We start from the raw sequence: 23,717 nt of genomic DNA, 5'->3' as shown, positions 1-23,717 counted from the left end.
GTCTGGCAAATACTATTATCGTTCATTCTCACATTGATTGTGCATCTGTTTCGTCTATCGTAGTATGTACATCAAGCTCTCGATGTATATTTTCCTGTATAAACGTTAGCTCAAATACTTCCTTCAACTTCCGAACAGGAATAATTTCAATTCCTTTTATTGTGTACAAAAATGGTTGCATGTTTTCAGCAGGAATGATAACTTTCTTAGCTCCTGCCTTTTTCGCAGCTTTTATTTTTGCGTACACACCACCGATAGGTTTCACTTCCCCGTGTATACTTATCTCACCAGTCATCGCTACTTCATTATTCACATACGTATGATGCACTGCTGAATACACGCCTGTTGCCATAGCAATTCCCGCCGAAGGCCCATCAATCGGGATACCACCTGGAAAATTAATATGTATATCGTATCCTTCTGGCAACACATCTAGAGATCGAAGTACTGTTAATACATTATCTACAGAACCTTTCGCCATACTTTTACGACGAATGGATTTCGTTTGACTACCAATACTTTCCTCTTCAACAATTCCGGTAACATTTACCGATCCTTTATCTTTCGCCTTGATTGCTGTTACTTCAATTTCTAATAATGCGCCTGTATTGGGTCCGTATACAGCAAGTCCATTTACAAGACCGATTCTCGGAATAGGGTAAATGCGTTTTTCATACTTCGGTGTGAGCTGACTAGAGTGAACAACCCACTCTATATCTTCATCTTTAATGAAAGGACGTTCTTCATTTATTGCCATTCCAGCAGAAATTTGTACAAGATTAATCGCTTCTCGTCCATTTCTCGCATACATCCCAATCATTTCAATACCATTTTCACCGATTTGCATTTCCACTTTGTCAGCCGCATTCTTCGCTACTTTTTGAATTTCTTCTGTATCTAACTCACGGAAGAACACTTCTAAACAGCGCGACCGAATAGCAGGAGGTATCTCATCTGGCGAACGTGTCGTCGCCCCAACTAAGCGAAAATCGGCTGGTAAACCTTTTTGAAAAATATCATGTATATACGTTGGAATCATCGTATTTTCTTCACTATAGTATGCACTTTCCAAAAACACTTTTCGATCTTCTAGCACCTTTAACATTTTGTTCATTTGAATCGGATGTAGTTCACCTATCTCATCAATAAACAAAATACCACCGTGAGCATCTGTTACCGCACCTTTTTTCGGTTGCGGAATACCTGCTTGCCCCATCGCACCAGCACCTTGATAAATTGGATCATGCACCGAACCAATTAAAGGGTCTGCAATACCACGTTCATCAAACCGAGCTGTCGTCGCATCCAGTTCAATAAAAGTTGCATTTGTGCGAAATGGAGATTTTGGATTTCGTTTTGCTTCTTCTAATACAAGACGTGCTGCCGCTGTCTTTCCTACACCTGGTGGACCATATATAATCACATGTTGCGGGTTTGGACCACAAAGAGCCGCTTTTAACGACTTAATCCCGTCCTCTTGCCCCACAATATCTAAAAAGGATGTAGGACGCACCTTTTCCGCAAGCGGCTCTGTTAAAGAAATCTCACGCATTTTACGAAGCTGTTCTAATTCTTTTTTTGATTCTCGATCAATTGAAACTTTTTGTGTTCGCTGATTTCGAAGTAAATGCCAAAAATACAATCCGACAATTACACCAAAAACAAGTTGAACAAGTAAAAATATATTTGTCCAGCTCATCATTTATTTCCTCCCGCAATGTTTTATCTCTTAGTATTTCCGCGGAGGAACATAGCTAAACATAAAGAAAAACAGCAATTATAAAAATTGCTGTTTCCCCTTCGCATTATGCAGATGTTTTTGTATCAAGTACAGTACCGTCTTGTAACACCAATTTTGGCGCTGCGTTATCAGCTACTGTTTCTTTTGTAAGAATACACTTCTCGATATCTTTGCGAGATGGTAGCTCGAACATTACCTCAAGCATCAAGCCTTCAATAATAGAACGAAGTCCACGAGCACCTGTTTTACGTTCAATTGCTTTTTTCGCAATCTCAATTAGTGCGCCTTCTTCAAACTCTAACTCAACATCGTCAAGCTCCAATAGTTTTTGGAATTGCTTAACAAGTGCATTTTTCGGTTTCGTTAAAATATCAACAAGAGCATCTTCATCAAGCGGCTCTAGGTTCGCAATAACTGGAAGACGACCGATAAACTCTGGAATTAAACCAAATCTTAAAAGGTCCTCTGGTAATACGTGAGATAAAACATGCTTCTCATTTACATCAGCATTTTTCTTCTCAGAACCAAATCCAATTACTTTTTCACCAAGACGACGTTTAATAATTGGCTCGATGCCATCAAACGCTCCACCACAGATGAATAAGATATTCGTTGTATCAATTTGAATAAACTCTTGATGCGGATGCTTACGGCCACCTTGAGGTGGAACGCTTGCTACAGTACCTTCTAAAATTTTCAGAAGTGCCTGCTGCACACCTTCACCAGATACATCACGTGTAATTGATGGATTTTCGGACTTACGTGCCACTTTATCAATCTCATCAATATAAATGATTCCTTTTTCCGCTTTCTCTACATCATAATCAGCTGCTTGGATTAATTTAAGTAAGATGTTTTCTACATCTTCCCCAACGTAACCAGCTTCAGTTAAAGATGTTGCGTCCGCGATTGCAAATGGAACATTTAAAATACGCGCTAACGTTTGTGCCAGTAATGTTTTACCACTACCTGTTGGCCCGATAAGTGCGATATTACTCTTCGCTAATTCTACATCATCAATTTTGCTGTTAGAATTAATGCGTTTGTAATGGTTATATACCGCTACCGCTAGTGCTTTTTTCGCGTTATCTTGTCCGATGACATACTCATCTAAGATTTCACGAATTTCTACCGGTTTCGGTACATCTTTGAATTCTACTTCTTCGTCTTTCGCAAGCTCCTCTTGTACAATTTCAGTACAAAGTTCGATACACTCGTCACAAATGTAAACACCTGGACCTGCAACTAACTTTCGAACTTGCGTTTGTGTTTTACCACAGAAAGAACATTTTAATTGCCCTTTTTCATCATTAAATTTAAACATATTTTCACACCCCTTACAAAGTGCTAACCTCTTGCCTTCGTATGTACACGATAAATGTATCGTATGTAAATACATATTATGTCACTACGTGGCGAGAAATACAAATAATATGACTAGTTATGTACAAATAAAAAGTTTTTAAAACTTTTGAAATATGTATATTCGACTCATTAAGGAAGTTTTCCTTCTTCATCGAAAAGTTTTATAAATATATTTCTATATTTATAAAACAAGGCACGATTAAAATCGCGCCTTGTTATTTTATTATGCAGCGTTTTCTACTAAGAAGTCTACAGCTTTACGAACTTTAAGATCTTCAGCTAAAGCGTCTACGCTTCCAAGAGCTTGCTTGATAGCGTCTACTGGCATACCGTACATTTCAGCCATTTTTTCAACTTCTGCAGTTACTTCTTCTTCAGTAACTTCGATGTTTTCAGCTTCAATGATAGCTTCAAGAACAAGGTTGATTCTTACGCGTTTTTGAGCGTCTTCTTTCATTTGCTCTTTTAACTTGTCAGCATCAGTACCTGTGAATTGGTAGTAAAGCTCAAGGTTCATACCTTGTTGGCTTAAACGTTGCTCGAATTCACGAACCATACGATCTAACTCAGTGTCGATCATAGCTTCTGGAATGTCGATTTCAGCGTTAGCAGCAGCTAATTCTACTACTTCGTCACGTACTTTGTGCTCAGCTTCGTGCTTTTTGCCTTCTTCTAAGTTTGTGCGAAGTTTTGCTTTTAATTCATCAAGAGTTGCAACCGCTTCGTCAGCTTCTTTAGCGAACTCGTCGTTTAACTCAGGAAGTTCTTTTGTTTTGATTTCATGAACTGTTACTTTGAATGTTGCTGGTTTGCCAGCTAATTCAGCAGCATGGTACTCTTCTGGGAATGATACTTCAACGTCTTTAGACTCACCAGATTTAAGACCAATTACTTGCTCTTCGAAACCTGGGATGAATGTACCAGAACCGATTGCTAGAGAGTAGTTTTCGCCTTTTCCGCCTTCAAATGCTTCGCCATCAACGAAACCTTCGAAGTCGATTACAGCTGTATCACCGTTTTCAACAGTTCCTTCTTCTTTAACAACTAGCTCAGCTTGACGCTCTTGTAAAGATTTTAATTCGTTCTCTACATCTTCGTCAGTTACAGTTGTTTCAACTTTTTCTACTGCTAAACCTTTGTACTCACCTAATTTAACTTCAGGTTTCACTGTAACTTTTGCAGTGAAGATAAGGTTAGCATTTTTTTCGAACTTCTCGATGTCGATTTCAGGATGAGCAACTGGGAAGATACCAGCTTCATCGATTGCTTCACCGTATGCTTTTGGTAAGATGATATCTAAAGCATCTTGGTATAAAGATTCAACACCAAAGCGTTGTTCGAATAACGGACGAGGCATTTTTCCTTTACGGAAACCTGGTACGTTGATTGTTTTTACTACTTTTTTGAACGCAGCGTCGATAGAGTTGTTTACTTCTTTAGCATCAACTTCGATTGTTAAAACGCCTACGTTACCTTCTAATTTTTCCCATTTTGCAGCCATTTATTCTTTCCCTCCAACTATAATAATGTATGCACATACCTCTATAGATTAAGATCTTCATTATCTCTTTTTTTGAAATAACAAAAGTACAAATAATCCTCTAGCAAAAGCTTTCAGATATAATGTTCCAATCTACTAATTGCCTAAAAGACAACTACGGTATATTTTGTTCGAGAATAATATGAAACATATTAAGTAAGAGAATTACACTTCTCTTCTCTTACAAACAGGCAGATTTCTGCCTTTTGCAACCCTTACATTATAACATAGAATATGCTCGTTTCAAGAACCGAACGATTCTTTTTCATAATTATACGGGCAAATATCCTTCTCTTTCAACACGTAATAACCATTGATAGGCAATATGAAACTCTTCTAATTCAATATTATACCCTGTCATAAGCTCTTCTTCATCAATAGTCAACCCGAAACGCTTTCTACCAATTCTCTCTAAAACAGCAGCCCAAATCTCCACTTTATCCATTAATAGAGCGAATGGGAAAATGCTAATTTGCAATTCTTTCCAATATGTAACCATCGCATCAAATATATCAGGATAATTTTGCTCTAATCGACTTGATAATCTATGTATAACGTTATCGGATTGCTCCTCATTATGACCTGTAAATGCCGGAATTACCTTGATCGTATTCCCAAACTTTTCTACCTCTATCTCTTCTTCTATTTGATTTTCTATCATTTTATATAAAATAGAAGTTTTCAAATAAGGGTGCTGTTTTTCGTCTATTAAAAATTTCTTTAAAATAGGTAATGCAAGATCCAAGTCTTTTAACGAAAGTTGCTGAATCGCTCTTAGCTTTTGCCCAAAGCTTTCTCCAAATATTTCATTAGTAAATTCATCTAACTCAAAATTCGAATCAACTCGTGATGTATCCACTTCATTTAACATACCTTCTGCAAATAAAGCGAGCTGCGCTAACTTTTCCTTTTGTTCAGGCATTATATCTTTCGTTTGCAAAACTTTTTCAACAGTTTCAATAACACCTTCATAATCATTTGTTTGAACTAAAATTGTCACATACGTTTCAAGAATATCACCAAATAAGACAGCTCCCGTTTCCAATAACTGTTCACATTTCTCTTTCGCTTCTTCCATATGTTTTAATTCTAACAAACAAATAACCGAAGCTAGTTCCGTTTGTTCCGTTTCTGCATTATACTGACGTAATATTTCAAAGCAGCGCAATGCATCTTCGAATTTCCGCTCTTTCAGCGCTAAAAAACCTTCATCAATATAGCGCTCTGATAGTTGCGGAAACAATACGACCGTATTTTCTTTTTTATCCATACGTCCGCCTCTTTTTCTAGATTTTAATTATCTTTAAAGTAAATATATCAAATGAGTAATGAGAACACAACATCCCGAAACCCTTTGTTTGAAATATAGAAATATTTAATTTTTACATTTCAATACAAGTGAATTCCTACTCAAAATTAAAAATATGCAAATAAAAACCCTCAGCAATTCAAGCAGAGGATTCATCATTAATGGAAAGCGTTTATAATAGTGGGGTATATAACAAGGGTAATAATTTGGAGAACAATAATTGCCATAACAATCATGCTAAAATAGAAGATTGGTTTACTTCGCTTCATTAAAAACATAATGATGAGCATCGTACAAGCAAACAAACTTAAGAAGAACAAACTCGTCGTCGAACTAAGTATACCACTTGGGACAAAGAACAATAACACTACACTACAAGTACCTATAATTCCAAATAACCATTCCATTCATTCACTCATTCCCTTTCCCTCTCATGGTAGTTTCCTCTACGCAATTAAATGTTTTACAACATCAACTACATACGTTAATTTCTCATACGCTACAAATCCAAAAGCAACTGTTAAACCTGTTACGATTAATCCCTTCATTATTTCTTCCTCCTCGTTTTATCGTTGTTACCTTCATTATAGAGGATTAACAATTTGTTACCATCGAACTACCTTACAGTTACCTTACAGAATTGTAAGATTTCAAAGAGAGATTGAAAAAACACCTCATATCACTTGAGGTGCTTTCACGGAATTTCTCTATAATCACTTGCAAAATTAACTTTTTTCTCTTGGTTATTTTTCGGAGAATCCACTCTTAAACTAATAGATTTACTAAATAATTTCGGGCTGAAATAATAACAAAAATCCGTTTGAGGACAATATACACAATACACATCTATTTCTTCTTTATTCACTTCTTTTGTAGTGACTCCGCTTGCTGTAGAATAACTAGATCGAAATCTTATTTCTAGTATCCCTCTTGCATTCAACTCTCTATATTTCACTTGCACCCTGTTAAATATCCCATCTTTATACACTACAAGATCAAACGGTGAATGCTCTGTTTGTGGCATTAAAATCATATATCCTTTTTCATACAAATCAACTTGTGCCTTTAAAACAGCTAAATCTCCTTTTGTTTTTGTATGATGGTACACTTTTTCTCAGCACCTTTTTACATATTTTCAAAATAATATTCGTTCCTTTTCTCAACTTACCTCCCAACATTTTCTCATTAAAAGAAAACTCTTTGTTAAAATCATGTTAATATATTTTTGTGCAATTAAGAATTTTTTCACAAGGGGGATTTTATATATGTTCAAAAAAGTAGCTGCTGATGTTTTAGGGTTAAGCGATGTAGGTTCTGTCATTACACCGAAAGATTATGATAAGGTCGATGCTGATGATTACGTAATGCATGAAGATGGAGAGAAAATTTATTTTCTAATTAAATCGAAATCAGATGAATATTGCTTCACAAACAAAGGATTACTTCACCTAGACGGGACAAGTGCGACAAGTAAAAAACGTACACTACGCCGCTTTAGCTATAGTAAATATCAAATTAAAAATGTAGCACTTGAAACTGCGGGAACAATTGATTTAGATGTAGAAATTAAATTTCAAATGGGAGATGAGCATTACTCAATTGATGTTCATAAAAAACATATTGAAGAATTAAAAGATTTATACAAGGCTTTACTTAAAATCGAAGAAATTTCATACGACAACGACATTACATTGCAGTATGCACATAAAAGTCTAGATATGGCCTCTAACGCTTTTAGCCGTATTTCAAACGCACAAGTAAATTTAGCAGAGCAGTTTAAAGAAATGAATGAAATCGCCTTTAACTGGCTCGTTGATACGAAGAAACAATATAATGTGAAAGATTATGGTTTTGTGTTTGAGAAGTTTATTAATAACTAAATAAGAAACCCTTGTTATCAAAAGATAACAAGGGTTTCTTAACGTCCCAGGAGAGATTTGAACTCCCACTCCGCCCATTTCCGTACTATTTTATATATTTTGATCGCAGTCTTAATATATCTTCTCCTTCGCGAATGCCTGCCGATCCCTTCCTCACATTTTTTACGACAGTCCAATTCGGATTAGTTTCATCACCGATGTTCTGTACTGTAAAGTTGCCATCACCATATTTCCGTTGACCTTCTGCCAATTTCTCCGTTAACTCATTCTCATTTGATCTCGCCATCTTTGCGCCATCTCCCTTTTTTATACGACCTTCTTAAACCATCTAACCAATCACAGGTCCAGTCAATTGGAGATTCTCGTTTTCCGCTTCTATCCATTGTAACACACTAACGGGGATAAGTTTCGATAACGGTTGCTCAATCGTACTAGGACGGTAAAAAGTTTTATAATATTGTAAGTGAACAGTTAGGAGAATCTGGATATGGATTTGAGTTCCATCATAAACCTATTGATTCTTGAAATGAAATAAGAGGAATCGGGCGCATAAATGGCGCTCTTTTCTTCATGCACTTCAATCCGTTACACATAATAATTACCATATATTACGTTGTATTTTTCACACCTTTTGCACATACATCAATTTGTAGACAAACAAAAAACCTTGTTATCAAAAGATAACAAGGTTTTTTTAGCGTCCCAGGAGAGATTCGAACTCCCGACCGACGGCTTAGCTTACCACCATAGCTTTCGCTACCAGCAATTACTGTTTGTAGTCTGGACTATATCTTCACCATTTCAGGTGCGACACGTGTAGTCTCTACGGAACCTCACGATGATTTTCATCATACTTCAGAGTCTTTACCATTAAGTTTCACTTAATCATTCAAAACTCCTTAATCTTTTTCAAGATCGTAAGTTTCCTCGGTATTACCATCAGCCGAACTGTTAAGGCTTCACCGATATAGTGTCGTCCACTTTATAGGTTCTTGTTTCCCTATAAAGGCTCCTATTTTTCTTGAAGGCCGTTGCTCTATCCTGCTGAGCTACTGGGACATGGAGCGGGTGAAGAGAATCGAACTCTCGACCAGAGCTTGGAAGGCTCTTGTTTTACCACTAAACTACACCCGCATATGTTATTTTATTTTCATTCGTTAGCGCCGTTGCCCTATCGACAATATTTATTATATGTATAACCATACATAAAGTCAACACCTTTTTTAAAAGAGGATAATTTTTCTTATCCTCTTTTAAAAACTGCTTGTTCAACTAGCTGTCCGTCTAGTGTTTCAAAACGAACTTCCATTTGATTTTCATCCATTTCTAATAAAGCAAATGTCTTTTCTACACGCTGACGCGGTAATAAAATACTGCCTGGATTAATAAATAAGACGCCGTCGATTAATTCCGCACCTAATACGTGAGAGTGTCCGAAGCATGCAACTTGCGCCCCTACCTCTTCAGCACGGTACGCTAATGTTTGTAACGTCATTTTCACGTTATGACGATGTCCGTGCACAACTATGAAACGAATACCATCTACATCCGTTACAATTTCGTCTTGAAAGTTAGCATAATCACAATTCCCTTTTACAACATGGAAACCTTGCAGCTCTTCATGAGCAGGCGTTAGCTCTGAATCACCGCAATGAATCATGATATCTACTTTTCCTTCATACTTCTCTTTTAACTGCTGTAATTCCTTCACAGAGCTATGACTATCGCTTACGATTAAAGCTTTCATCAATCTCTCTCCCTTATTCTCCTAAAAACCATTCAGGGATTTTTTCTTCTAGCTTACGTAGAGCACGTCCGCGGTGACTAATAGCATTTTTCTCATCTGAGCTTAGTTCGGCCATCGCTTTTTTATATTCTTCCACATAAAAAATCGGATCATATCCGAAGCCGTTTTCCCCGCGGCGTTGTTCTAAAATAAACCCTTCGCACGTCCCATTTACAATGACAGGCTTTTTATCCCCTTCAGGGAAAGCCACTGCTAATGCACAGTAGAAACGAGCTTTACGCTTTTCAAACGCTACGTCATTTAATTCTTGTAAAACTTTATCAATATTTGCTTGATCATCTTTCGGCTCTCCAGCAAAACGTGCTGAATACACACCTGGTTTCCCGTTTAAAGCATCTACAATAAGACCTGAATCATCCGCAATTACAATTGCATTCAATTGTCTACTCAAACTGTCCGCTTTTAAGATTGCATTTTCTTCAAATGTTTCACCAGTTTCTTCGACTTCTTCAATATGAGGAAAATCGTGTAATGATTTCACTTCTAAATCAAATCGCTCAAATAACTCAGCAAATTCACGTACTTTCCCCATATTTTTTGTCGCTACAACAACTTGTTTCATACTTTCCACCTCTACTCTATATGAGATACGATGTCACCTAACGCTTCTTTTTGCATGTCAATCAGTTGGAAAATGCCTTGTTCCGCAGCATCAAGTAATTCATTTAACTGCGCTCTACTAAACGTCGCTTCTTCTCCAGTTCCTTGCACTTCAACGAACTGACCTTTTCCAGTCATAATCACGTTCATATCAACGTCTGCTTTAGAATCTTCTGCATAGTTTAAATCTAAAACAACACCTTGTTCTTCAACAATTCCTACTGACGTTGCTGCTAAATAATCTTTTACTGGAATTTTAGATACTTTTTCTGCTTGTAATAACTTCTCAAACGCTAATACCATTGCTACATATGCACCTGTAATAGAAGCTGTTCTCGTTCCACCATCCGCTTGAATAACATCACAATCAATCCAAACCGTTCTCTCACCAAGCGCTTCTAAGTCAACTACCGCACGTAATGCTCGTCCAATTAAGCGTTGGATTTCCATTGTACGTCCTGTTACTTTCCCTTTACTCGACTCCCTAATTGTACGTTGTTCTGTCGCACGTGGAATCATCGCGTATTCAGCTGTTACCCAGCCCTTTCCTTCGCCACGCATAAAAGGCGGGACACGCTCTTCAATTGTCGCTGAGCAAATTACCTTTGTATCCCCAACCTCAATTAACACTGATCCTTCTGGATGTTTTAAATAATTCGTATGAATATGTATATGGCGTAATTCTGTTTTCTCTCTACCATCTACTCGCATAAAAATAACCTCCTCATAACTACTTGTTAGTATAGCCAAATTTAAATGTATGATATGTATACAATAAAAGAAGGGGAACCCAAAAAGCCATTCCCCTTTCTTACTTAAGTATATCAAATTATTGGCGATTAAAAACTACCTGTATTCACGTTTTCTGGACGATCTACAGGTTTTATTAACTTTCCGCCCTTTTCATCTATAAGATTCGCTTTACCATTTACTTCAATAGAAACGCTTTTCACGCCTTTCTTTTCTGTTAAAGATAAAACTAATGACTTCAATACGTAATTTGAAATCATATTTTTATCTGGGTTTATAAATATATTTTCATTAAAGTTTAATGTAAGATTTCCATCTTGTAATTTCGGATTCGTAATGAGCTTAACTCCTGGATTGAAATCGTTCAGAAGAGATTGATGAATCGGTCCTTTTACAAGTTCATCTACAATTGCTGCATAATCATTTTCTTTTCCTTCTACAACGCGGCGTGTTACTGGTACATAGTATTGCTGTTTATTATTATTTTGTGCCATAAAATAAAGTGTTACTGGTTTTGTATTTGTTACATCCGCTACTTGCTCATCATCGAAGTTAATACCGTTCGCACGGCTCACCCCTTCACCAAGCGGTGTACCACCAACAGGCATCTTCGCTAATTTTTCACCATTTATTTGGAACTGCACTTGTTTTATTTCTTTAAATTGCGTCAACGTCCATGCAATAGATTCAACGATTTGACGTTCTTCCTCTTTTGCATAGTTTTTCATTTCTTTAGAAAAATCAATGACTGCCGTCCCATCTTTTTTCAAGTTTAGGGTCATCGATGTATTCGCTGGAATGACTGCACGGAACCCATTCGGTAACAAATTCGTTACCGGTCCATCTTTCACAAGGTACTCTAACGTTTGCTGAATAACCTCATTTGCTTTCGGAGTAGGTATAGCTAACGTTTGCGGTACAACATAGCCATTTTTATCAACAAGGTATAGTTCTCTATTCACCGTTTGTCCTTGCTTATCTTTCTTAGATACTTCTTTCTTTCCACCCTCTGTATACGTAACTTGTTTTGGCGGATCAATTTGCTCCGTTGCTTTCTCTTGATTTATAAAGCCACACCCTGTTAGTAAAACAGCGCTCACAGTAGCACCAACAACCCATTTAAAAGTGGATTTAGGCATGCCATTCCCCCCTAAAATCTAAGTTTGTACTATTATGTATACGAGCTGTTTCATGTTTTAGAACAAGCTGTGCTCCCTATAAACAAAAAAACTCCTGATTTCTCAGGAGTTCACTTATATGAATTCTATTATTATTCTTTTTCTAAATAAATATGTTTCACATTTTCAATCGGTTGACCGAACCATTTTGATGCAATTTCTTTAAATAGACCTATTTTCCCTGTTGTTAAGAAGAGATGATCACTTTGTTCCTCTCCCTCATTCAACATTTTACTATGGTATAAAATGGTACTTACTTCACGCGCCGTTTCATCACCAGAACTAATGAGTTGCACTTTATCTCCCATTACTTGTTTAATAACAGGACCTAAAATTGGATAATGTGTACAGCCTAAAATAAGCGTATCAATATCAGTGTTTTTCAGCGGTTGCAACGTTTCTCTTACAACTTCATACGCCATTTCACTTTCGAAATTACCGCTCTCTACAAGCTCAACAAAAGGTGGACACGCTAAACTTTCTACCATAACACGATTATTAATAGACTTTAACGCTTCTTCGTATGCACCACTTTTCACCGTTCCAATCGTTCCAATAATCCCAACATGATACGTGTTTGTCATTTTTAAAGCTGTACGTGATCCTGGGTGAATAACTCCTACCACTGGAATTGGTAATTGTTTCTGCATCTCTTCTAATACAACTGCAGTTGCTGTATTACATGCAATAACTAACATTTTGATATTTAAATCTAGTAAATGCTCCGTCATTTCCCACGTAAATTGACGCACTTCTTCTCGAGAACGTGGACCATAAGGGCAACGTGCTGTATCCCCTAAATATATAATGCGCTCTTTCGGCAACTGACGAATTAATTCCTTCGCCACTGTTAAACCGCCAACTCCTGAATCGATAACACCGATTGCTCTATTCAACTTCATCACCCGTTTTCTCATTCATCATCTTATTTTATCATTATATTTTACACACTTTAAGTTCGCTCACTTAAACTGCTTCTATATGAAAATTTTCATTTGTACCTGTATAGACTAGGACCTTTTTTATTTTGCTCCTTTTTTTCATAATTTGCAAGACAGAAAAACAACCGACCTTCTATATGAAAGTCGGTTTCTTCTATAATAAAGTACATCTTTAATGCTCCATCTTTTTTTGGAAAGAAGACATTCCTATTAATAAGAAAAAATGGGCAGAAATTAACATGACGATTAAAATAAAATTGAAACGATAACTATTTGTAGATTCCATAATTTTGCTCGCAACAGCTGGTCCAAATGCCATACCGAAAAAGTTAATTAAATTATATAAGCCAAGACCGACTCCAACTTTAGCTGCATGTAATGTTTTCGGTATAAATGTGTTCAATGATACTTGAATGGCAGAATAACTGATAAATGTCAAAATAATCGCCAATACAATAACGACTATACTTCCATTCGGAATAAACCCTAAAATTAAAAAGCCAACAATCATAATGACAGACGCTACATAAATTATATTCACGTTTCCAAACGAAGGGACAATCTTTCCAGTAATAAAACTAGACACAATACCAAAGAGTGATGCAACAAATAATACAATTCCGATAACAAACGGAGACAATCCGTGCTCTCTTCCTAACAGTAATGGCAACAATAATAAATTAGCACATAACGCCACATTAATTATAAATCCGACTGTTATTAAACGAAGAAATGCTTTGTTCGAAAACAACTCAATATCGATAAATGGATGCTCCGCTTTCTTCATACGAACCGTGAATAAAAATAAAGAAATTATCGATAACACAAATAGCCAACTATTCATATTGACACCTAATAAAACAGTCGTAATGAATGCAAATAGTAACGCCGCTCCAATGTAATCAAAATGAAACGCTTCATCCGTGTGCCGTGCTTCTTCTGGCATAAATTTTATAAGCAAGAAAATCCCCACTACTGAAATAACCATAAATAAAAATAAATATGGCCACCCTAGTGTATTTGTAATAGCCCCGCCAACTAAAGGGCCAATACCTACTGCTAATGCAATAGAAGAACTAATCATCGCTAACGCACCAGGCTTCTTATGAGGAACAACTAATTTGGCCACTGCAATCATACTAAGCGCAATAAACGCTGCACCCCCGCTCGCTTGCACTAATCTTGCAAGAATGGTAATCACATAAGATTGATTCATAAATCCAATAATAGAACCCACTACAAATATGATAATCGAAATAATTAATAGTTTTTTTACACTGTAACGATCAGCAAGCTTCCCATATATCATTGAACCAATACCGACAACTAAAGAATAACCTACTACAACCCAACTTACTTTCGATTGACTAATAGATAAATCATGAGCAATATCCTCTAACGCAACATTAAATAAAACCGCATTCATCGGTCCCAATAAAACGATAAAACATAATGTGAAAACAAACCATTTTGAATGGTTACTTATATCTTTCCCCATGTGTAACACCTCTCCTGATTGTAGTAATTGAAAACGAAAAATGAAGTTGTTTAGCTCTTCTATTATCACTAGACAACTTCATCAAATGTATAAATGTATCGCGCGACAAATTGAATTCGAAACGAAACATGTACGTTGTTCGATATTCATGGAACTATCATAGTTTCAGCATTACAGTTTGTCAACGAAAAATATACAAAGTAAACTAATTTAGTGTTTTTAGTTTACTTTGTTCAAAAATTGTTATACACTAATTTCGAATCCGATATAAGGAGGACTGACACGGTTATTCAAATTTGCAATTTCTAACTTAATAAAATAATGAACTTGTATATAGAAGAAACATTACAGGAGGATTATGATGAAGAAAAAAATGTTAGTTGTATTAACAAGCGTTGAAAAATATCCAAATTTAAATCGAGCTACTGGCCTTTGGCTTGGTGAAGCTGTTCATTTCGTAAAAAAAGTTGAAGAAGCTGGTTACGAAGTAGATTATGTTAGCCCACAAGGTGGTTATACACCGATTGATCCGCATAGTTTAGCAATGGCGGAGAGCATCGATTGGGAATGGTATCAAAAGAAAGAATTTATGAATCGCCTCGGTTCTACACTGAAACCGAGTGAGGTGAATCCGGAAGACTATGCTGTTATTTATTACGCAGGTGGTCACGGTGTGATTTGGGACTTCCCTGAAAATAAAGAACTCCAAATGATTAGCCGTAGCATTTATGAAAATGGCGGAATTGTTTCCTCTGTTTGTCATGGAGCTGCTGGTTTATTTCATATTACATTAAGTAATGGAGAACGTTTAATTAGTGGTAAAAAAGTAACAGGATTCTCAAATGAAGAGGAAAAACTAGCTGAATTAGATCAATTCGTTCCATTTTTAACAGAAGATGAACTTATTAAAAATGGAGGACTTTACGAAAAAGCTACGCAGCCTTGGGAAGCTTTTGCTGTAGAAGATGACCGTGTTATCACTGGTCAAAACCCGGCTTCAGGTGGTTCAGTAGCCGAATTAGTATTGCAACACATAAACAAATAACATGTAATAAAAAAGCAGATTTTCCATTCATATAGGAAAATCTGCTTTTTTACGAAATCATTTGCAAAATAGCCATAACTTCTTTTTCAATTTCCGAATCATCAATTGCTTCTATATACTCCGGTTTAAACAGTTGGTATTTCTTTAATTGATAAAAATCAAGTATCGCTTTTTTTAACGTAATATCGTACTGAATGCAAAAAGAATGATCTATTATACGTCTTAACATCACATCATCTTGCACCATAAATAATTGTGCGTTCATTTTATTAAAGTAACCTTGTTCCATACCCGCTTCAAAAAACATTTGCAAATTATGATTACGATTTTGTTGTGCAGCGACTAACTGATCAGATAAGTGCGGATATGCCTCTTTCAAATCCTGTAAAAAGACATCTGAAATATACGTCACACATTTTAAAGAGTGAATAAACGTCTTTTGGAAACGTTCTGCAAAAGACATACTTTCATCTTGATTATCCGCATCCCCTTCAAGAAGGTAGTTCATAAAATCTTCTACCACAGCTTCAATAATCTCATCTTTTGAAGAAAAACGTTTATATAAAGTAGCTTTACTAATATCCATATACTTCGCAATTTCATCTATTTTCAATTGACTAAAACTCGTTTTTCTAATAACGGGCTTTATTTTATTAATATAAGTATTTGCACACGCAACTTTTCTCATTAAAAGAGCCTCCCCTTTTGTCCATACAAAATAGTATAGCAAATTCACGATTAATTATAAATGAAGTCATTATACTCGATACATCTTTTTAGTTTAAGTGGTTTTCAATTTACACTATAGAAAAAAATGCCCGCTACCTTTATGAGTAACGAGCACTTTCTCTATAATTTATTTACAGCTCTTCTTATAGCTTTCCCTATTTCCATACTAGACTGCGGATTTTGCCCTGTAATTAAACGCCCATCTACTACGACGTGCGGCGTAAAGTTTGGAGCAACATAAAACAAAGCCCCTTCTTCTTTCAATTTACTTTCTAACAAAAACGGCACTCGCTTTTCTAAATGTACAGCTTTTTCCTCATCATTTGTATAACCTGTTATATGCTTACCCGCACTAAAAAACGAGCCGTCCTTATTTTTCACACCGACTAAGGAACTTACTCCGTGACAAACAGCCGCTACAATTCGGTTGTTGTTGTACATATTCACAATTAAATTTGCAACATATGGATTACCTGGAAAATCTACAATCGCCCCGTGTCCACCACCAAATAAAACTGCATCATAATCCGAAAAATGAACCGTTGAGATCGGCTTCGTATTTTGCAATAAAGAAGCGACATGCTTAAATTCACGAGGTATCCCGTTCGGAATAGAAACTCTATCAATCGGCACTCTACCGCCCTGTATCGACACAATATCAACATCGAACTTAGCCTTTTTAAACAAATTATAAGGAGCTGCGAGCTCTTCCAGCCACAAACCAGTCGGGTGTCCATTCATATCATGAGCGCTTGTTGAAACTAACAATATCCTTTTCAACATATCCCCTCCTTACTACCTATTTATGTATGGAGTGTTCTTATCATTCATATAGCAAGCGAAAAAAACGAGAACAACTAGCTGACCTTTTTTATAAAAGTCGGCTTATTGTTCTCGTTTGAATTCTTTCATACAAAGATGTTCACAACCTGATAACTTTATCTCCAGCGCCACGCAATCGTGTTATCCTCCATATGAATAGCAGGTATATCAATCCCTAAATACCGCTGAGCATCCTCATCAAAAATAGCCCAATTTTCTTCATATAAAAATTCAGGGTCTATGCTTTCAAAATCAAATATACTATCTTCGTCTACCATCTCACGAAAATATTTTTGGAAAGGTTTACTATTCTCGAATAAACGAATTGTTCCATACATCCATGGCATGTCTCCAAAAACATCTTTAATTTCACCTATCTCCATACCCTTAAAATACAACTTCATATGTGCACCTTCTTATTTATAAATGACAAAAATACCTATCCTGCATACCTCATCATGTTCTAAAACAGTTATTTTAACATTTCTTCCTGAAACATATCTTCCCTCTCCAAGTCTGAGATACCTTTTTAAATTCAAAATATAAGCAAAAAAATAGCCGACTCTTTATATAAGTCGGCTTTCTTTTTATAGTTCGAGCTCTCCCATGCGAAGAAGCTCAACAACTGCTTGTGAACGTCCTTTAACCCCTAGCTTTTGCATTGCGTTTGAGATGTGGTTACGAACTGTCTTTTCACTGATAAAAAGTTCACCTGCAATTTCCTTCGTTGTTTTATCTTGAACCAGTAATTCAAATACTTCTCTCTCTCTCTTTGTGAGTAAAGGTTTAGATTGATACGCTTTTTCCTTCAACTGGTATAACCCTCCTTGCTTAAGCCAGAGCTGTGTATGTGTAAGTTGGGTGTTTATTTAGTCAAGATATTGTATGAACGAAATGTGCGGGTGGTGAATGAAAATGGGCTTTATTTCACATGTTATTTTAGACTTTTATACAGTGCAGACACTCCTTGCATCCACTCACTTTTCAGTACGCCATATTTGTTCTAGCAATATACTTACAACAGTACCTACAAATAAACCATTTCCAAATATATATTGCATAACAGATGGCAATGATTGGAGCGCTCCAGACGGTAGAAACATAACGCCGCTGCCAAATAATACTGCAACGCCTAAAATTGTTACATTCCTTTCATTAAGCTCCACTTGTTTTATATTATTGAATCCAATTCCAATTAGCTGTACGAATGAAGCCATTAAAACCGCAGATGCGACGGCCGATGGTAAAGATGCTAAATAACGAATAATACTTGGGAACATCGACATTACGACTAGTAACATACATGCTAGTAAGAACGATCGTATATATTTTTGTTTCGTTAAACGTATAAATCCTGCCGTTGCTGGTAACGGCACGACACCTACAGTTGAAAATACAGAAGAGATGATATGTGAAATCCCCCCAACCCATGTTCCATCTTTCAACTGTTTTTGTTCAATAGTCGCTTTATGAATAGTTGCTTGATTAATCGCTATAATAGCTGCCACTGTATTTGAAACTAAAATACATACCATAACGAAGCTCGATACAGCCATACCTGTATTCCATTTTGGAAGTCCCCAAGCAAATATTTGCGGAAGTTGCACAAAATGAGTTACTTGAGCTGGAATTGTCACTTTTCCTGCAATGAGAAAAAGAATCCATCCACTAATTAATCCTATTAAAACTGCATAACTTTTGACAAAACCTTTTCCAAAATTAGATAGTATAATAACGAACAGAAATATACTAAAAGCGATTATTGCTGTAAATCCGTCGATTTGAGAAATAGTAGCTGTAATTCCTAACATTCCTTTTAAAAATACACCACTTAATTGTAAGCATAATAAAAGTAAAAACGTCCCTGTCACAAGCGGCGTAAACAAAAATAAAATACGTCCGATAAAACCAGTTACCCCTAACCCTATTAAAATAACACCGGAAATTATCATTCCTAATTCTAAAATTTGCAATGTACTATGTAATTGATCTTGTCCGGCCGTTGCGTAAGCAAGTACGGTAAATACTCCAACCCAAGATCCAGCTGGCCCATCCGCAATTGGCAGTCTATGCCCAATCCACCCTTGTAAAAAAGATGATATACCAACTACAAAAAATGTACGCTGCATTAAATAAAATATTTCTTCCGTCGTAAGATGAAATAATCCGCCAACGACAATTGGTAGTGCAATTGAATTCGCTAATAAAAAGATAAACCATTGCAAAGTTCCCATAATATGATTTTGGTTATGTTGATTGTCCAAATTTTTCATCCCTTCTAGCTTCCTATAAAAAATATATTGTAAGAATAAAAAAGAAGGGTTCTCTACTCACCATTAGAACCCTCCTCAAAACATTTAAACGATTCTTTTACACAAGATTATTTAATTTAACCTCACTTAAACTTCCAACAACAATATTTCCTTTATGCACGACTAAATGCTTCTCTGTTTGACGCGCTACTGCTTCAGCGACGCATGTTGCATTCGTCAAAACAAAACTCGCTTCATCTCCTACATTCGGCCAAGCTCGCTTCCCTTCACTGTTTAACGTTTCTTTTCCTCCCGTAATAAAGCGAAGTGCTTTTCCTAACGATCTTTCATCACTCCATCCAAAACGTTCCGCTAATCGATTTGCCTTTTGCAACATATCACCTGTTCCAAACGGTGACCAATGATCTGTAATACTATCATTCCCTAACGAAACTTTCACACCTTTTTTATCTAATAACGGAATTGGTATTACTTGTTTCCCAATTGGTACTGTTGAAGTAATATCAATATGTAAAGTTGCTAGTCTTTCCGCCACTTCTTCAACTTCTTTATCTGTAACACCACCAAGTCCAAGCGCATGACTAATCGTTACGCGACCTTGCCATCCCGCTTCTTCTGTTAAACTTGCCAATCTCTTCATCGTAAACGTCCCAAGATTATTCGCATCATGCAGATGAATATCAACGTCCGCATTAAATTCTACTGCGATATCCATAATGGTATGTAATGATTTTTCAATATCATTATCCACTGTAGCTGGATCCACTCCACCGACTAGATGCGCACCCATACGCATCGCATCTTTCACAAGTTGCACAGAATTACTGCGCAATAATCCATGTTGCGGAAAAGCAACAATTCTACCAGAAACCTGTTTTTTATATGTTTCCAACGCCGCTAACGTCGCCTCCAAATTACCAAGTCCAATAATCGGATCAACATTACAATGCGTTCTTATATTCGTTGCACCATTTTGAAGCAATAACGCTAGCATATTTTCCGCCCTATCTTGAGCAGTTGCTAATTGCTTCGGCAAAATTTCCTCTTCTTCATGAAAACGTGTAAAAATACTTTCTGCTGGCATACAAGCTTTCCAAGGACCACTATAATATGTTTTATCAATATGAATATGCATCTCTTCGAAAGCAGGCAAAATTAATAAACGATTGGCATCAAAAATTGATGCCCCTTCCTCTTGAATAGCCCCTGTTATCATTTTTTTAATTCTTCCATCTTCAATGAGTAAACTACATAATTCTGTTTCTGTTTGAGAAATTCTACCCTCTTCATATGTATACCCTGATTCAAGCATTACATTAGTCAGCCAATATACTGTCATCTCTATTCCTCCCACCCTTTATTGAAACTCACCTCATGATATAATTTTAATATCCACTGAAAATTAAGACAATTAATACGACTGTTTCCTAAAAAAAAATGTAATACAACCTCATAGTCTTCTCATAAATTTCCATATAGAATAGAAGTATATAGCTTGTCATAAAAAGGAGTGGATTGGAAGATGTCAAAAAGGTTATGTAAATCCGAAACTGATAAAATGCTATTTGGTATATGCGGTGGTTTAGGAGAATATTTTGATATTAGCTCTACTCTCATTCGCATACTTTGGGTCATTGCTGTTTTATGTTTTGGGACGGGGTTTTTAGTTTATTTTATTTGTTTATTACTTATGCCACGCTCTTACTAATAACTTTCTTTCATATATTTGAGCATAGCGTATACAAAATCCCCTATAGATTTTTCTATAGGGGATTTTTTCATGAAGAATATTTCATCGTTAAATGTAATACCGCCACTTCATCTTCTTCATTCTTATAACTATGTTTCTTATTCGCTTCAAATTGAATCGAGTCAAACTCATTTAATTCGTATACATCGCTTTCTACTTGAATCGATACTTTCCCTTTCATTACCGTTACAAGCTCAATAGCACCTTCATGATGCGCTTCTGGTTCATATATACTATTCGATCGTAAACAAGCACGGTGCATTTCCATCCCCGTTTCTTTCGTATAACGGAACATTGTTTCTAAATGCCATGCTTGTCCTACATCTACTGCAAATCCTTCTCCGCAGCGCGCAACAGCTACAGGTTCTCCAACAACCATCAATCTTGATAAAGGAATTGATAATCCTTTCGTTATTTTCCAAATGACAGCTAACGTCGGATTCGTTTCGCCTCTTTCAATCTTTCCTAACGTTAATTTACTAACTCCTGTTTTTTGAGCTAATTCTTCTAAACTTAATTTTTGCTCATTTCGAATTTGCCTTAATAACTGACCTACTTGCTGAATGACTTCTTTCGTTTGCATATCTTCATGTTCTTTCATCTATAAAACCACCTTAAAATATAAAATAGTTTACTTTTATAATAATAAAGTATATTATACTATACATATTATTCAAATTTCGAAAGGAGTGCTATACTTCATGCGCGCAATTTTATTAGGCCTTTTATCATCAGCCTTTTTTTCCGCAACCTTTATTATTAATCGAGCGATGAATGTATCTGGAACGAGCTGGGCTTGGACAGCTTCCTTCCGCTTTTTATTCGCTCTCCCTATTTTATTCCTTATCGTTTTATTTCGCAAAAACTTAAGGGGGTTATGGGAAGAATTAAAGAAACATCCATTGGCTTGGATCGGGTGGGGGTCTGTTGCTGGTATAGGTTTCTATTCTTTATTAAGTTTTGCAGCTGTCTTTTCTCCCGCTTGGCTCGTTGCTGGAACTTGGCAAGTTACTATATTAGCAGGCTTACTACTCTCGCCATTATTTTTCGTTAAAATAGAAACAAAATCAGGTACGAAACTTGTACGCGGAAAAATTCCACTTCGTAGTTTATATGTCGCATTATTTATTTTACTTGGTGTAATTTGTATGCAAGCAACTGCAGCAGGTCACATTACAATGACTCAGTTCATTTCAGGATTTTTACCTGTCGTGTTAGCTGCTTTCTTATATCCATTCGGTAACCGAAAAATGATGGAACTTGTTGGCGGGCGTCTTGATACATTCCAACGTGTATTAGGAATGGCAATAGGCAGTCTTCCTATAACAATTTTACTTGGTATATACGGATTTTCTACTACAGGTATTCCAACATCAAACCAAATGCTGCAAGGATTTTTGTTAGCATTATGTTCTGGCGTTATAGCGACAATGACATTTTTCTTCGCTACTGACTTAGCCAAAGATAATCTCGCTCTACTTGGAGCTGTTGAAGCAACGCAGGCTGGAACGATGGTCTTTACCGTGCTTGGCGAAATTGTTTTCTTGAATGGTTCATTTCCTGGTGGGCTTTCCCTACTTGGAATGATTATTATTATGTTAGGAATGGTTGCAAATAGCATTTTAAACCGTTCTGTTCCAGTCGTTAAACAGAAAAAAACAGCATAAAAAAAGAGTATGGTTCTGTGACAAAGAACCATACTCTTTTTTTATTGTCCCCCTATTGCGCCTTATCAGAATAGTATTTCATTAACGGTTTATACTAAAACCTATGTTATAATACGGTTCATGCGCAACAATAGGAGGTAAATTATGTTAAAAAAAGCAATCGCTGAATTTATTGGTACATTTGTACTAGTATTATTCGGAACTGGAGTAGCTGTCATTGGCGGCGGAATTGAAGGAATTGGAACATTAGGAATCGCTATGGCTTTCGGTCTATCTATTGTGGCTATGGCATATAGCATCGGAACAATTTCTGGATGTCACATTAACCCAGCAGTATCAGTAGCTATGTTCATCAATAAAAGAATGAACGCTATGGAACTTTGTTATTATGTATTAGCTCAAATTTTAGGTGCTTTATTAGGAACTGCAACGTTAGTAACAATTTTAAAATCTGCTAAAACACCTTTAGATAATTTAGGTCAAAACGGTTTTGGAACTCTTGGTTTATCTGGAGCATTTCTAGTTGAATTTATTTTAACTTTCGTATTCATTTTAGTAATCGTTGCTGTAACAGGTAAAAAAGGAAGTTCTTCTCTAGCAGGATTAGTAATTGGTTTCACATTAGTTTTAGTTCACTTATTAGGTATTCCGTTAACTGGAACTTCTGTTAACCCCGCTCGTAGTATCGCACCAGCTTTATTCGCTGGCGGAGAAGCACTTTCTCAACTATGGGTATTCATCATCGCACCAATTCTTGGTGGTATCGTAGCAGCTATCGTAGGTAAATTCATTTTAAATACTGAAAAATAAAATTTTCAATAT

Annotated in this window: 25 protein-coding genes, 1 tRNA gene and 1 pseudogene; 6 read left to right on the top strand and 21 right to left on the bottom strand. The window is 36.2% G+C overall.

What is annotated here, in order from left to right; genetic code table 11:
- Positions 1-28 precede the first annotated feature (28 nt).
- The 6 genes from lonB to MR079_RS14115 all read right to left on the bottom strand — a co-directional run bounded on the left by lonB (position 29) and on the right by MR079_RS14115 (position 7,063).
- Positions 29-1,699: an ATP-dependent protease LonB gene (gene lonB, locus MR079_RS14140; protein WP_029141203.1), complete on the bottom strand. Its 1,671-nt coding sequence runs from the start codon at positions 1,697-1,699 to the stop codon at positions 29-31.
- A 106-nt stretch (positions 1,700-1,805) separates the two neighbouring features.
- Positions 1,806-3,065 (bottom strand): ATP-dependent protease ATP-binding subunit ClpX, encoded by a 1,260-nt coding sequence (clpX, locus tag MR079_RS14135; protein WP_000472282.1) that lies wholly within the window; start codon positions 3,063-3,065, stop codon positions 1,806-1,808.
- Between the two features lie 264 nt (positions 3,066-3,329).
- The gene (gene tig / locus MR079_RS14130) at positions 3,330-4,607 is read right to left on the bottom strand and encodes a trigger factor (RefSeq protein ID WP_000729259.1); all 1,278 of its coding nucleotides are present in this window, start codon (positions 4,605-4,607) and stop codon (positions 3,330-3,332) included.
- Between the two features lie 310 nt (positions 4,608-4,917).
- Positions 4,918-5,916, bottom strand: coding sequence for a hypothetical protein (locus MR079_RS14125; protein WP_242294169.1), 999 nt, complete (start codon positions 5,914-5,916; stop codon positions 4,918-4,920).
- A 197-nt stretch (positions 5,917-6,113) separates the two neighbouring features.
- A complete protein-coding gene (locus tag MR079_RS14120) occupies positions 6,114-6,362 on the bottom strand; it encodes a hypothetical protein (RefSeq protein WP_002094402.1) in 249 nt (82 codons plus the stop codon).
- 287 nt (positions 6,363-6,649) lie between these two features.
- Complete coding sequence (locus MR079_RS14115; protein ID WP_242294168.1) at positions 6,650-7,063, bottom strand: group I intron-associated PD-(D/E)XK endonuclease; 414 nt, start codon at positions 7,061-7,063, stop codon at positions 6,650-6,652.
- A gap of 157 nt (positions 7,064-7,220) precedes the next feature.
- Between MR079_RS14115 and MR079_RS14110 the strand changes: the two genes are divergently transcribed.
- Entirely contained in the window at positions 7,221-7,835 is a 615-nt protein-coding gene (locus tag MR079_RS14110) for a PH domain-containing protein (RefSeq protein WP_000475206.1), read from the top strand.
- An 85-nt stretch (positions 7,836-7,920) separates the two neighbouring features.
- On the opposite strand, the gene MR079_RS14105 is transcribed toward MR079_RS14110, so the two are convergent.
- Positions 7,921-8,121 (bottom strand): SPX domain-containing protein, encoded by a 201-nt coding sequence (locus MR079_RS14105; RefSeq protein WP_000124462.1) that lies wholly within the window; start codon positions 8,119-8,121, stop codon positions 7,921-7,923.
- Between the two features lie 152 nt (positions 8,122-8,273).
- Between MR079_RS14105 and MR079_RS29555 the strand changes: the two are divergent.
- Positions 8,274-8,360 (top strand): annotated as a pseudogene (locus MR079_RS29555) (DUF6572 domain-containing protein); the annotation flags it as partial.
- Positions 8,361-8,895: 535 nt separating this feature from the next.
- Here the strand turns inward: MR079_RS29555 and MR079_RS14100 are convergent.
- The 7 genes from MR079_RS14100 to MR079_RS14070 form a co-directional block, all read right to left on the bottom strand.
- Positions 8,896-8,969 (bottom strand) — tRNA-Gly (locus MR079_RS14100).
- A gap of 109 nt (positions 8,970-9,078) precedes the next feature.
- Positions 9,079-9,582, bottom strand: coding sequence for a metallophosphoesterase (locus MR079_RS14095; RefSeq protein ID WP_016718612.1), 504 nt, complete (start codon positions 9,580-9,582; stop codon positions 9,079-9,081).
- Between the two features lie 13 nt (positions 9,583-9,595).
- Positions 9,596-10,204: an XTP/dITP diphosphatase gene (locus MR079_RS14090; RefSeq protein WP_000815935.1), complete on the bottom strand. Its 609-nt coding sequence runs from the start codon at positions 10,202-10,204 to the stop codon at positions 9,596-9,598.
- A gap of 11 nt (positions 10,205-10,215) precedes the next feature.
- Positions 10,216-10,953 (bottom strand): ribonuclease PH, encoded by a 738-nt coding sequence (gene rph, locus MR079_RS14085; protein WP_001261765.1) that lies wholly within the window; start codon positions 10,951-10,953, stop codon positions 10,216-10,218.
- 128 nt (positions 10,954-11,081) lie between these two features.
- The gene (gene gerM, locus MR079_RS14080) at positions 11,082-12,131 is read right to left on the bottom strand and encodes a spore germination protein GerM (protein ID WP_001126762.1); all 1,050 of its coding nucleotides are present in this window, start codon (positions 12,129-12,131) and stop codon (positions 11,082-11,084) included.
- A 131-nt stretch (positions 12,132-12,262) separates the two neighbouring features.
- Positions 12,263-13,072 (bottom strand): glutamate racemase, encoded by an 810-nt coding sequence (gene racE / locus MR079_RS14075; protein WP_000773996.1) that lies wholly within the window; start codon positions 13,070-13,072, stop codon positions 12,263-12,265.
- 211 nt (positions 13,073-13,283) lie between these two features.
- Entirely contained in the window at positions 13,284-14,609 is a 1,326-nt protein-coding gene (locus MR079_RS14070; protein ID WP_242294167.1) for an MFS transporter, read from the bottom strand.
- Positions 14,610-14,970: 361 nt separating this feature from the next.
- Between MR079_RS14070 and MR079_RS14065 the strand changes: the two genes are divergently transcribed.
- On the top strand, positions 14,971-15,654 hold the full coding sequence (locus tag MR079_RS14065; protein ID WP_242294166.1) for a type 1 glutamine amidotransferase domain-containing protein: 684 nt from the start codon (positions 14,971-14,973) through the stop codon (positions 15,652-15,654).
- Positions 15,655-15,703: 49 nt separating this feature from the next.
- Here MR079_RS14065 and MR079_RS14060 read toward each other — a convergent pair whose 3' ends face one another.
- The 6 genes from MR079_RS14060 to MR079_RS14035 all read right to left on the bottom strand — a co-directional run bounded on the left by MR079_RS14060 (position 15,704) and on the right by MR079_RS14035 (position 20,817).
- Entirely contained in the window at positions 15,704-16,342 is a 639-nt protein-coding gene (locus MR079_RS14060) for a TetR/AcrR family transcriptional regulator (RefSeq protein ID WP_001233021.1), read from the bottom strand.
- Positions 16,343-16,503: 161 nt separating this feature from the next.
- A complete protein-coding gene (locus tag MR079_RS14055; protein WP_139866502.1) occupies positions 16,504-17,166 on the bottom strand; it encodes a type 1 glutamine amidotransferase domain-containing protein in 663 nt (220 codons plus the stop codon).
- A 155-nt stretch (positions 17,167-17,321) separates the two neighbouring features.
- Positions 17,322-17,609 carry a hypothetical protein gene (locus tag MR079_RS14050; protein WP_242294165.1) on the bottom strand — a complete coding sequence of 96 codons (288 nt, stop codon included), beginning with the start codon at positions 17,607-17,609 and terminating at the stop codon, positions 17,322-17,324.
- A gap of 183 nt (positions 17,610-17,792) precedes the next feature.
- The gene (gerE, locus tag MR079_RS14045; RefSeq protein ID WP_000659484.1) at positions 17,793-18,017 is read right to left on the bottom strand and encodes a spore germination transcription factor GerE; all 225 of its coding nucleotides are present in this window, start codon (positions 18,015-18,017) and stop codon (positions 17,793-17,795) included.
- A gap of 165 nt (positions 18,018-18,182) precedes the next feature.
- Complete coding sequence (locus tag MR079_RS14040; protein ID WP_242294164.1) at positions 18,183-19,478, bottom strand: purine/pyrimidine permease; 1,296 nt, start codon at positions 19,476-19,478, stop codon at positions 18,183-18,185.
- Positions 19,479-19,575: 97 nt separating this feature from the next.
- A complete protein-coding gene (locus MR079_RS14035) occupies positions 19,576-20,817 on the bottom strand; it encodes an amidohydrolase family protein (protein WP_242294163.1) in 1,242 nt (413 codons plus the stop codon).
- A gap of 183 nt (positions 20,818-21,000) precedes the next feature.
- Between MR079_RS14035 and MR079_RS14030 the strand changes: the two genes are divergently transcribed.
- Positions 21,001-21,186: a PspC domain-containing protein gene (locus MR079_RS14030; RefSeq protein ID WP_000044337.1), complete on the top strand. Its 186-nt coding sequence runs from the start codon at positions 21,001-21,003 to the stop codon at positions 21,184-21,186.
- Between the two features lie 70 nt (positions 21,187-21,256).
- On the opposite strand, the gene MR079_RS14025 is transcribed toward MR079_RS14030, so the two are convergent.
- Positions 21,257-21,829 (bottom strand): helix-turn-helix domain-containing protein, encoded by a 573-nt coding sequence (locus MR079_RS14025; RefSeq protein ID WP_000658051.1) that lies wholly within the window; start codon positions 21,827-21,829, stop codon positions 21,257-21,259.
- A 100-nt stretch (positions 21,830-21,929) separates the two neighbouring features.
- Between MR079_RS14025 and MR079_RS14020 the strand changes: the two genes are divergently transcribed.
- A complete protein-coding gene (locus MR079_RS14020) occupies positions 21,930-22,895 on the top strand; it encodes a DMT family transporter (RefSeq protein WP_242294162.1) in 966 nt (321 codons plus the stop codon).
- A 144-nt stretch (positions 22,896-23,039) separates the two neighbouring features.
- The gene (locus MR079_RS14015; RefSeq protein WP_139866497.1) at positions 23,040-23,705 is read left to right on the top strand and encodes an MIP/aquaporin family protein; all 666 of its coding nucleotides are present in this window, start codon (positions 23,040-23,042) and stop codon (positions 23,703-23,705) included.
- The last annotated feature ends 12 nt before the right edge of the window (positions 23,706-23,717 follow it).

Origin of the sequence: Bacillus cereus group sp. BfR-BA-01381 (assembly GCF_022663555.1) — a bacterium.
GTDB classification, from domain to species: domain Bacteria; phylum Bacillota; class Bacilli; order Bacillales; family Bacillaceae_G; genus Bacillus_A; species Bacillus_A pacificus.
This window is presented reverse-complemented; position numbering and strand designations above follow the sequence as displayed.

Excerpts from the sequence above, each read along its gene's own strand:
- MR079_RS14060 (WP_001233021.1), bottom strand. The coding sequence starts at position 16,342 with ATGAGAAAAGTTGCGTGTGCAAATACTTATATTAATAAAATAAAGCCC.
- MR079_RS14035 (WP_242294163.1), bottom strand. The coding sequence starts at position 20,817 with ATGACAGTATATTGGCTGACTAATGTAATGCTTGAATCAGGGTATACA.
- MR079_RS14015 (WP_139866497.1), top strand. The coding sequence starts at position 23,040 with ATGTTAAAAAAAGCAATCGCTGAATTTATTGGTACATTTGTACTAGTA.
- MR079_RS14030 (WP_000044337.1), top strand. The coding sequence starts at position 21,001 with ATGTCAAAAAGGTTATGTAAATCCGAAACTGATAAAATGCTATTTGGT.
- MR079_RS14125 (WP_242294169.1), bottom strand. The coding sequence starts at position 5,916 with ATGGATAAAAAAGAAAATACGGTCGTATTGTTTCCGCAACTATCAGAG.
- MR079_RS14110 (WP_000475206.1), top strand. The coding sequence starts at position 7,221 with ATGTTCAAAAAAGTAGCTGCTGATGTTTTAGGGTTAAGCGATGTAGGT.
- MR079_RS14095 (WP_016718612.1), bottom strand. The coding sequence starts at position 9,582 with ATGAAAGCTTTAATCGTAAGCGATAGTCATAGCTCTGTGAAGGAATTA.
- lonB (WP_029141203.1), bottom strand. The coding sequence starts at position 1,699 with ATGAGCTGGACAAATATATTTTTACTTGTTCAACTTGTTTTTGGTGTA.
- MR079_RS14065 (WP_242294166.1), top strand. The coding sequence starts at position 14,971 with ATGAAGAAAAAAATGTTAGTTGTATTAACAAGCGTTGAAAAATATCCA.
- MR079_RS14120 (WP_002094402.1), bottom strand. The coding sequence starts at position 6,362 with ATGGAATGGTTATTTGGAATTATAGGTACTTGTAGTGTAGTGTTATTG.
- MR079_RS14070 (WP_242294167.1), bottom strand. The coding sequence starts at position 14,609 with ATGGGGAAAGATATAAGTAACCATTCAAAATGGTTTGTTTTCACATTA.
- MR079_RS14050 (WP_242294165.1), bottom strand. The coding sequence starts at position 17,609 with ATGAAGTTGTATTTTAAGGGTATGGAGATAGGTGAAATTAAAGATGTT.
- clpX (WP_000472282.1), bottom strand. The coding sequence starts at position 3,065 with ATGTTTAAATTTAATGATGAAAAAGGGCAATTAAAATGTTCTTTCTGT.
- racE (WP_000773996.1), bottom strand. The coding sequence starts at position 13,072 with ATGAAGTTGAATAGAGCAATCGGTGTTATCGATTCAGGAGTTGGCGGT.
- MR079_RS14090 (WP_000815935.1), bottom strand. The coding sequence starts at position 10,204 with ATGAAACAAGTTGTTGTAGCGACAAAAAATATGGGGAAAGTACGTGAA.
- MR079_RS14025 (WP_000658051.1), bottom strand. The coding sequence starts at position 21,829 with ATGAAAGAACATGAAGATATGCAAACGAAAGAAGTCATTCAGCAAGTA.
- MR079_RS14040 (WP_242294164.1), bottom strand. The coding sequence starts at position 19,478 with ATGAAAAATTTGGACAATCAACATAACCAAAATCATATTATGGGAACT.
- MR079_RS14020 (WP_242294162.1), top strand. The coding sequence starts at position 21,930 with ATGCGCGCAATTTTATTAGGCCTTTTATCATCAGCCTTTTTTTCCGCA.
- MR079_RS14055 (WP_139866502.1), bottom strand. The coding sequence starts at position 17,166 with ATGTTGAAAAGGATATTGTTAGTTTCAACAAGCGCTCATGATATGAAT.
- rph (WP_001261765.1), bottom strand. The coding sequence starts at position 10,953 with ATGCGAGTAGATGGTAGAGAGAAAACAGAATTACGCCATATACATATT.
- tig (WP_000729259.1), bottom strand. The coding sequence starts at position 4,607 with ATGGCTGCAAAATGGGAAAAATTAGAAGGTAACGTAGGCGTTTTAACA.
- MR079_RS14105 (WP_000124462.1), bottom strand. The coding sequence starts at position 8,121 with ATGGCGAGATCAAATGAGAATGAGTTAACGGAGAAATTGGCAGAAGGT.
- gerM (WP_001126762.1), bottom strand. The coding sequence starts at position 12,131 with ATGCCTAAATCCACTTTTAAATGGGTTGTTGGTGCTACTGTGAGCGCT.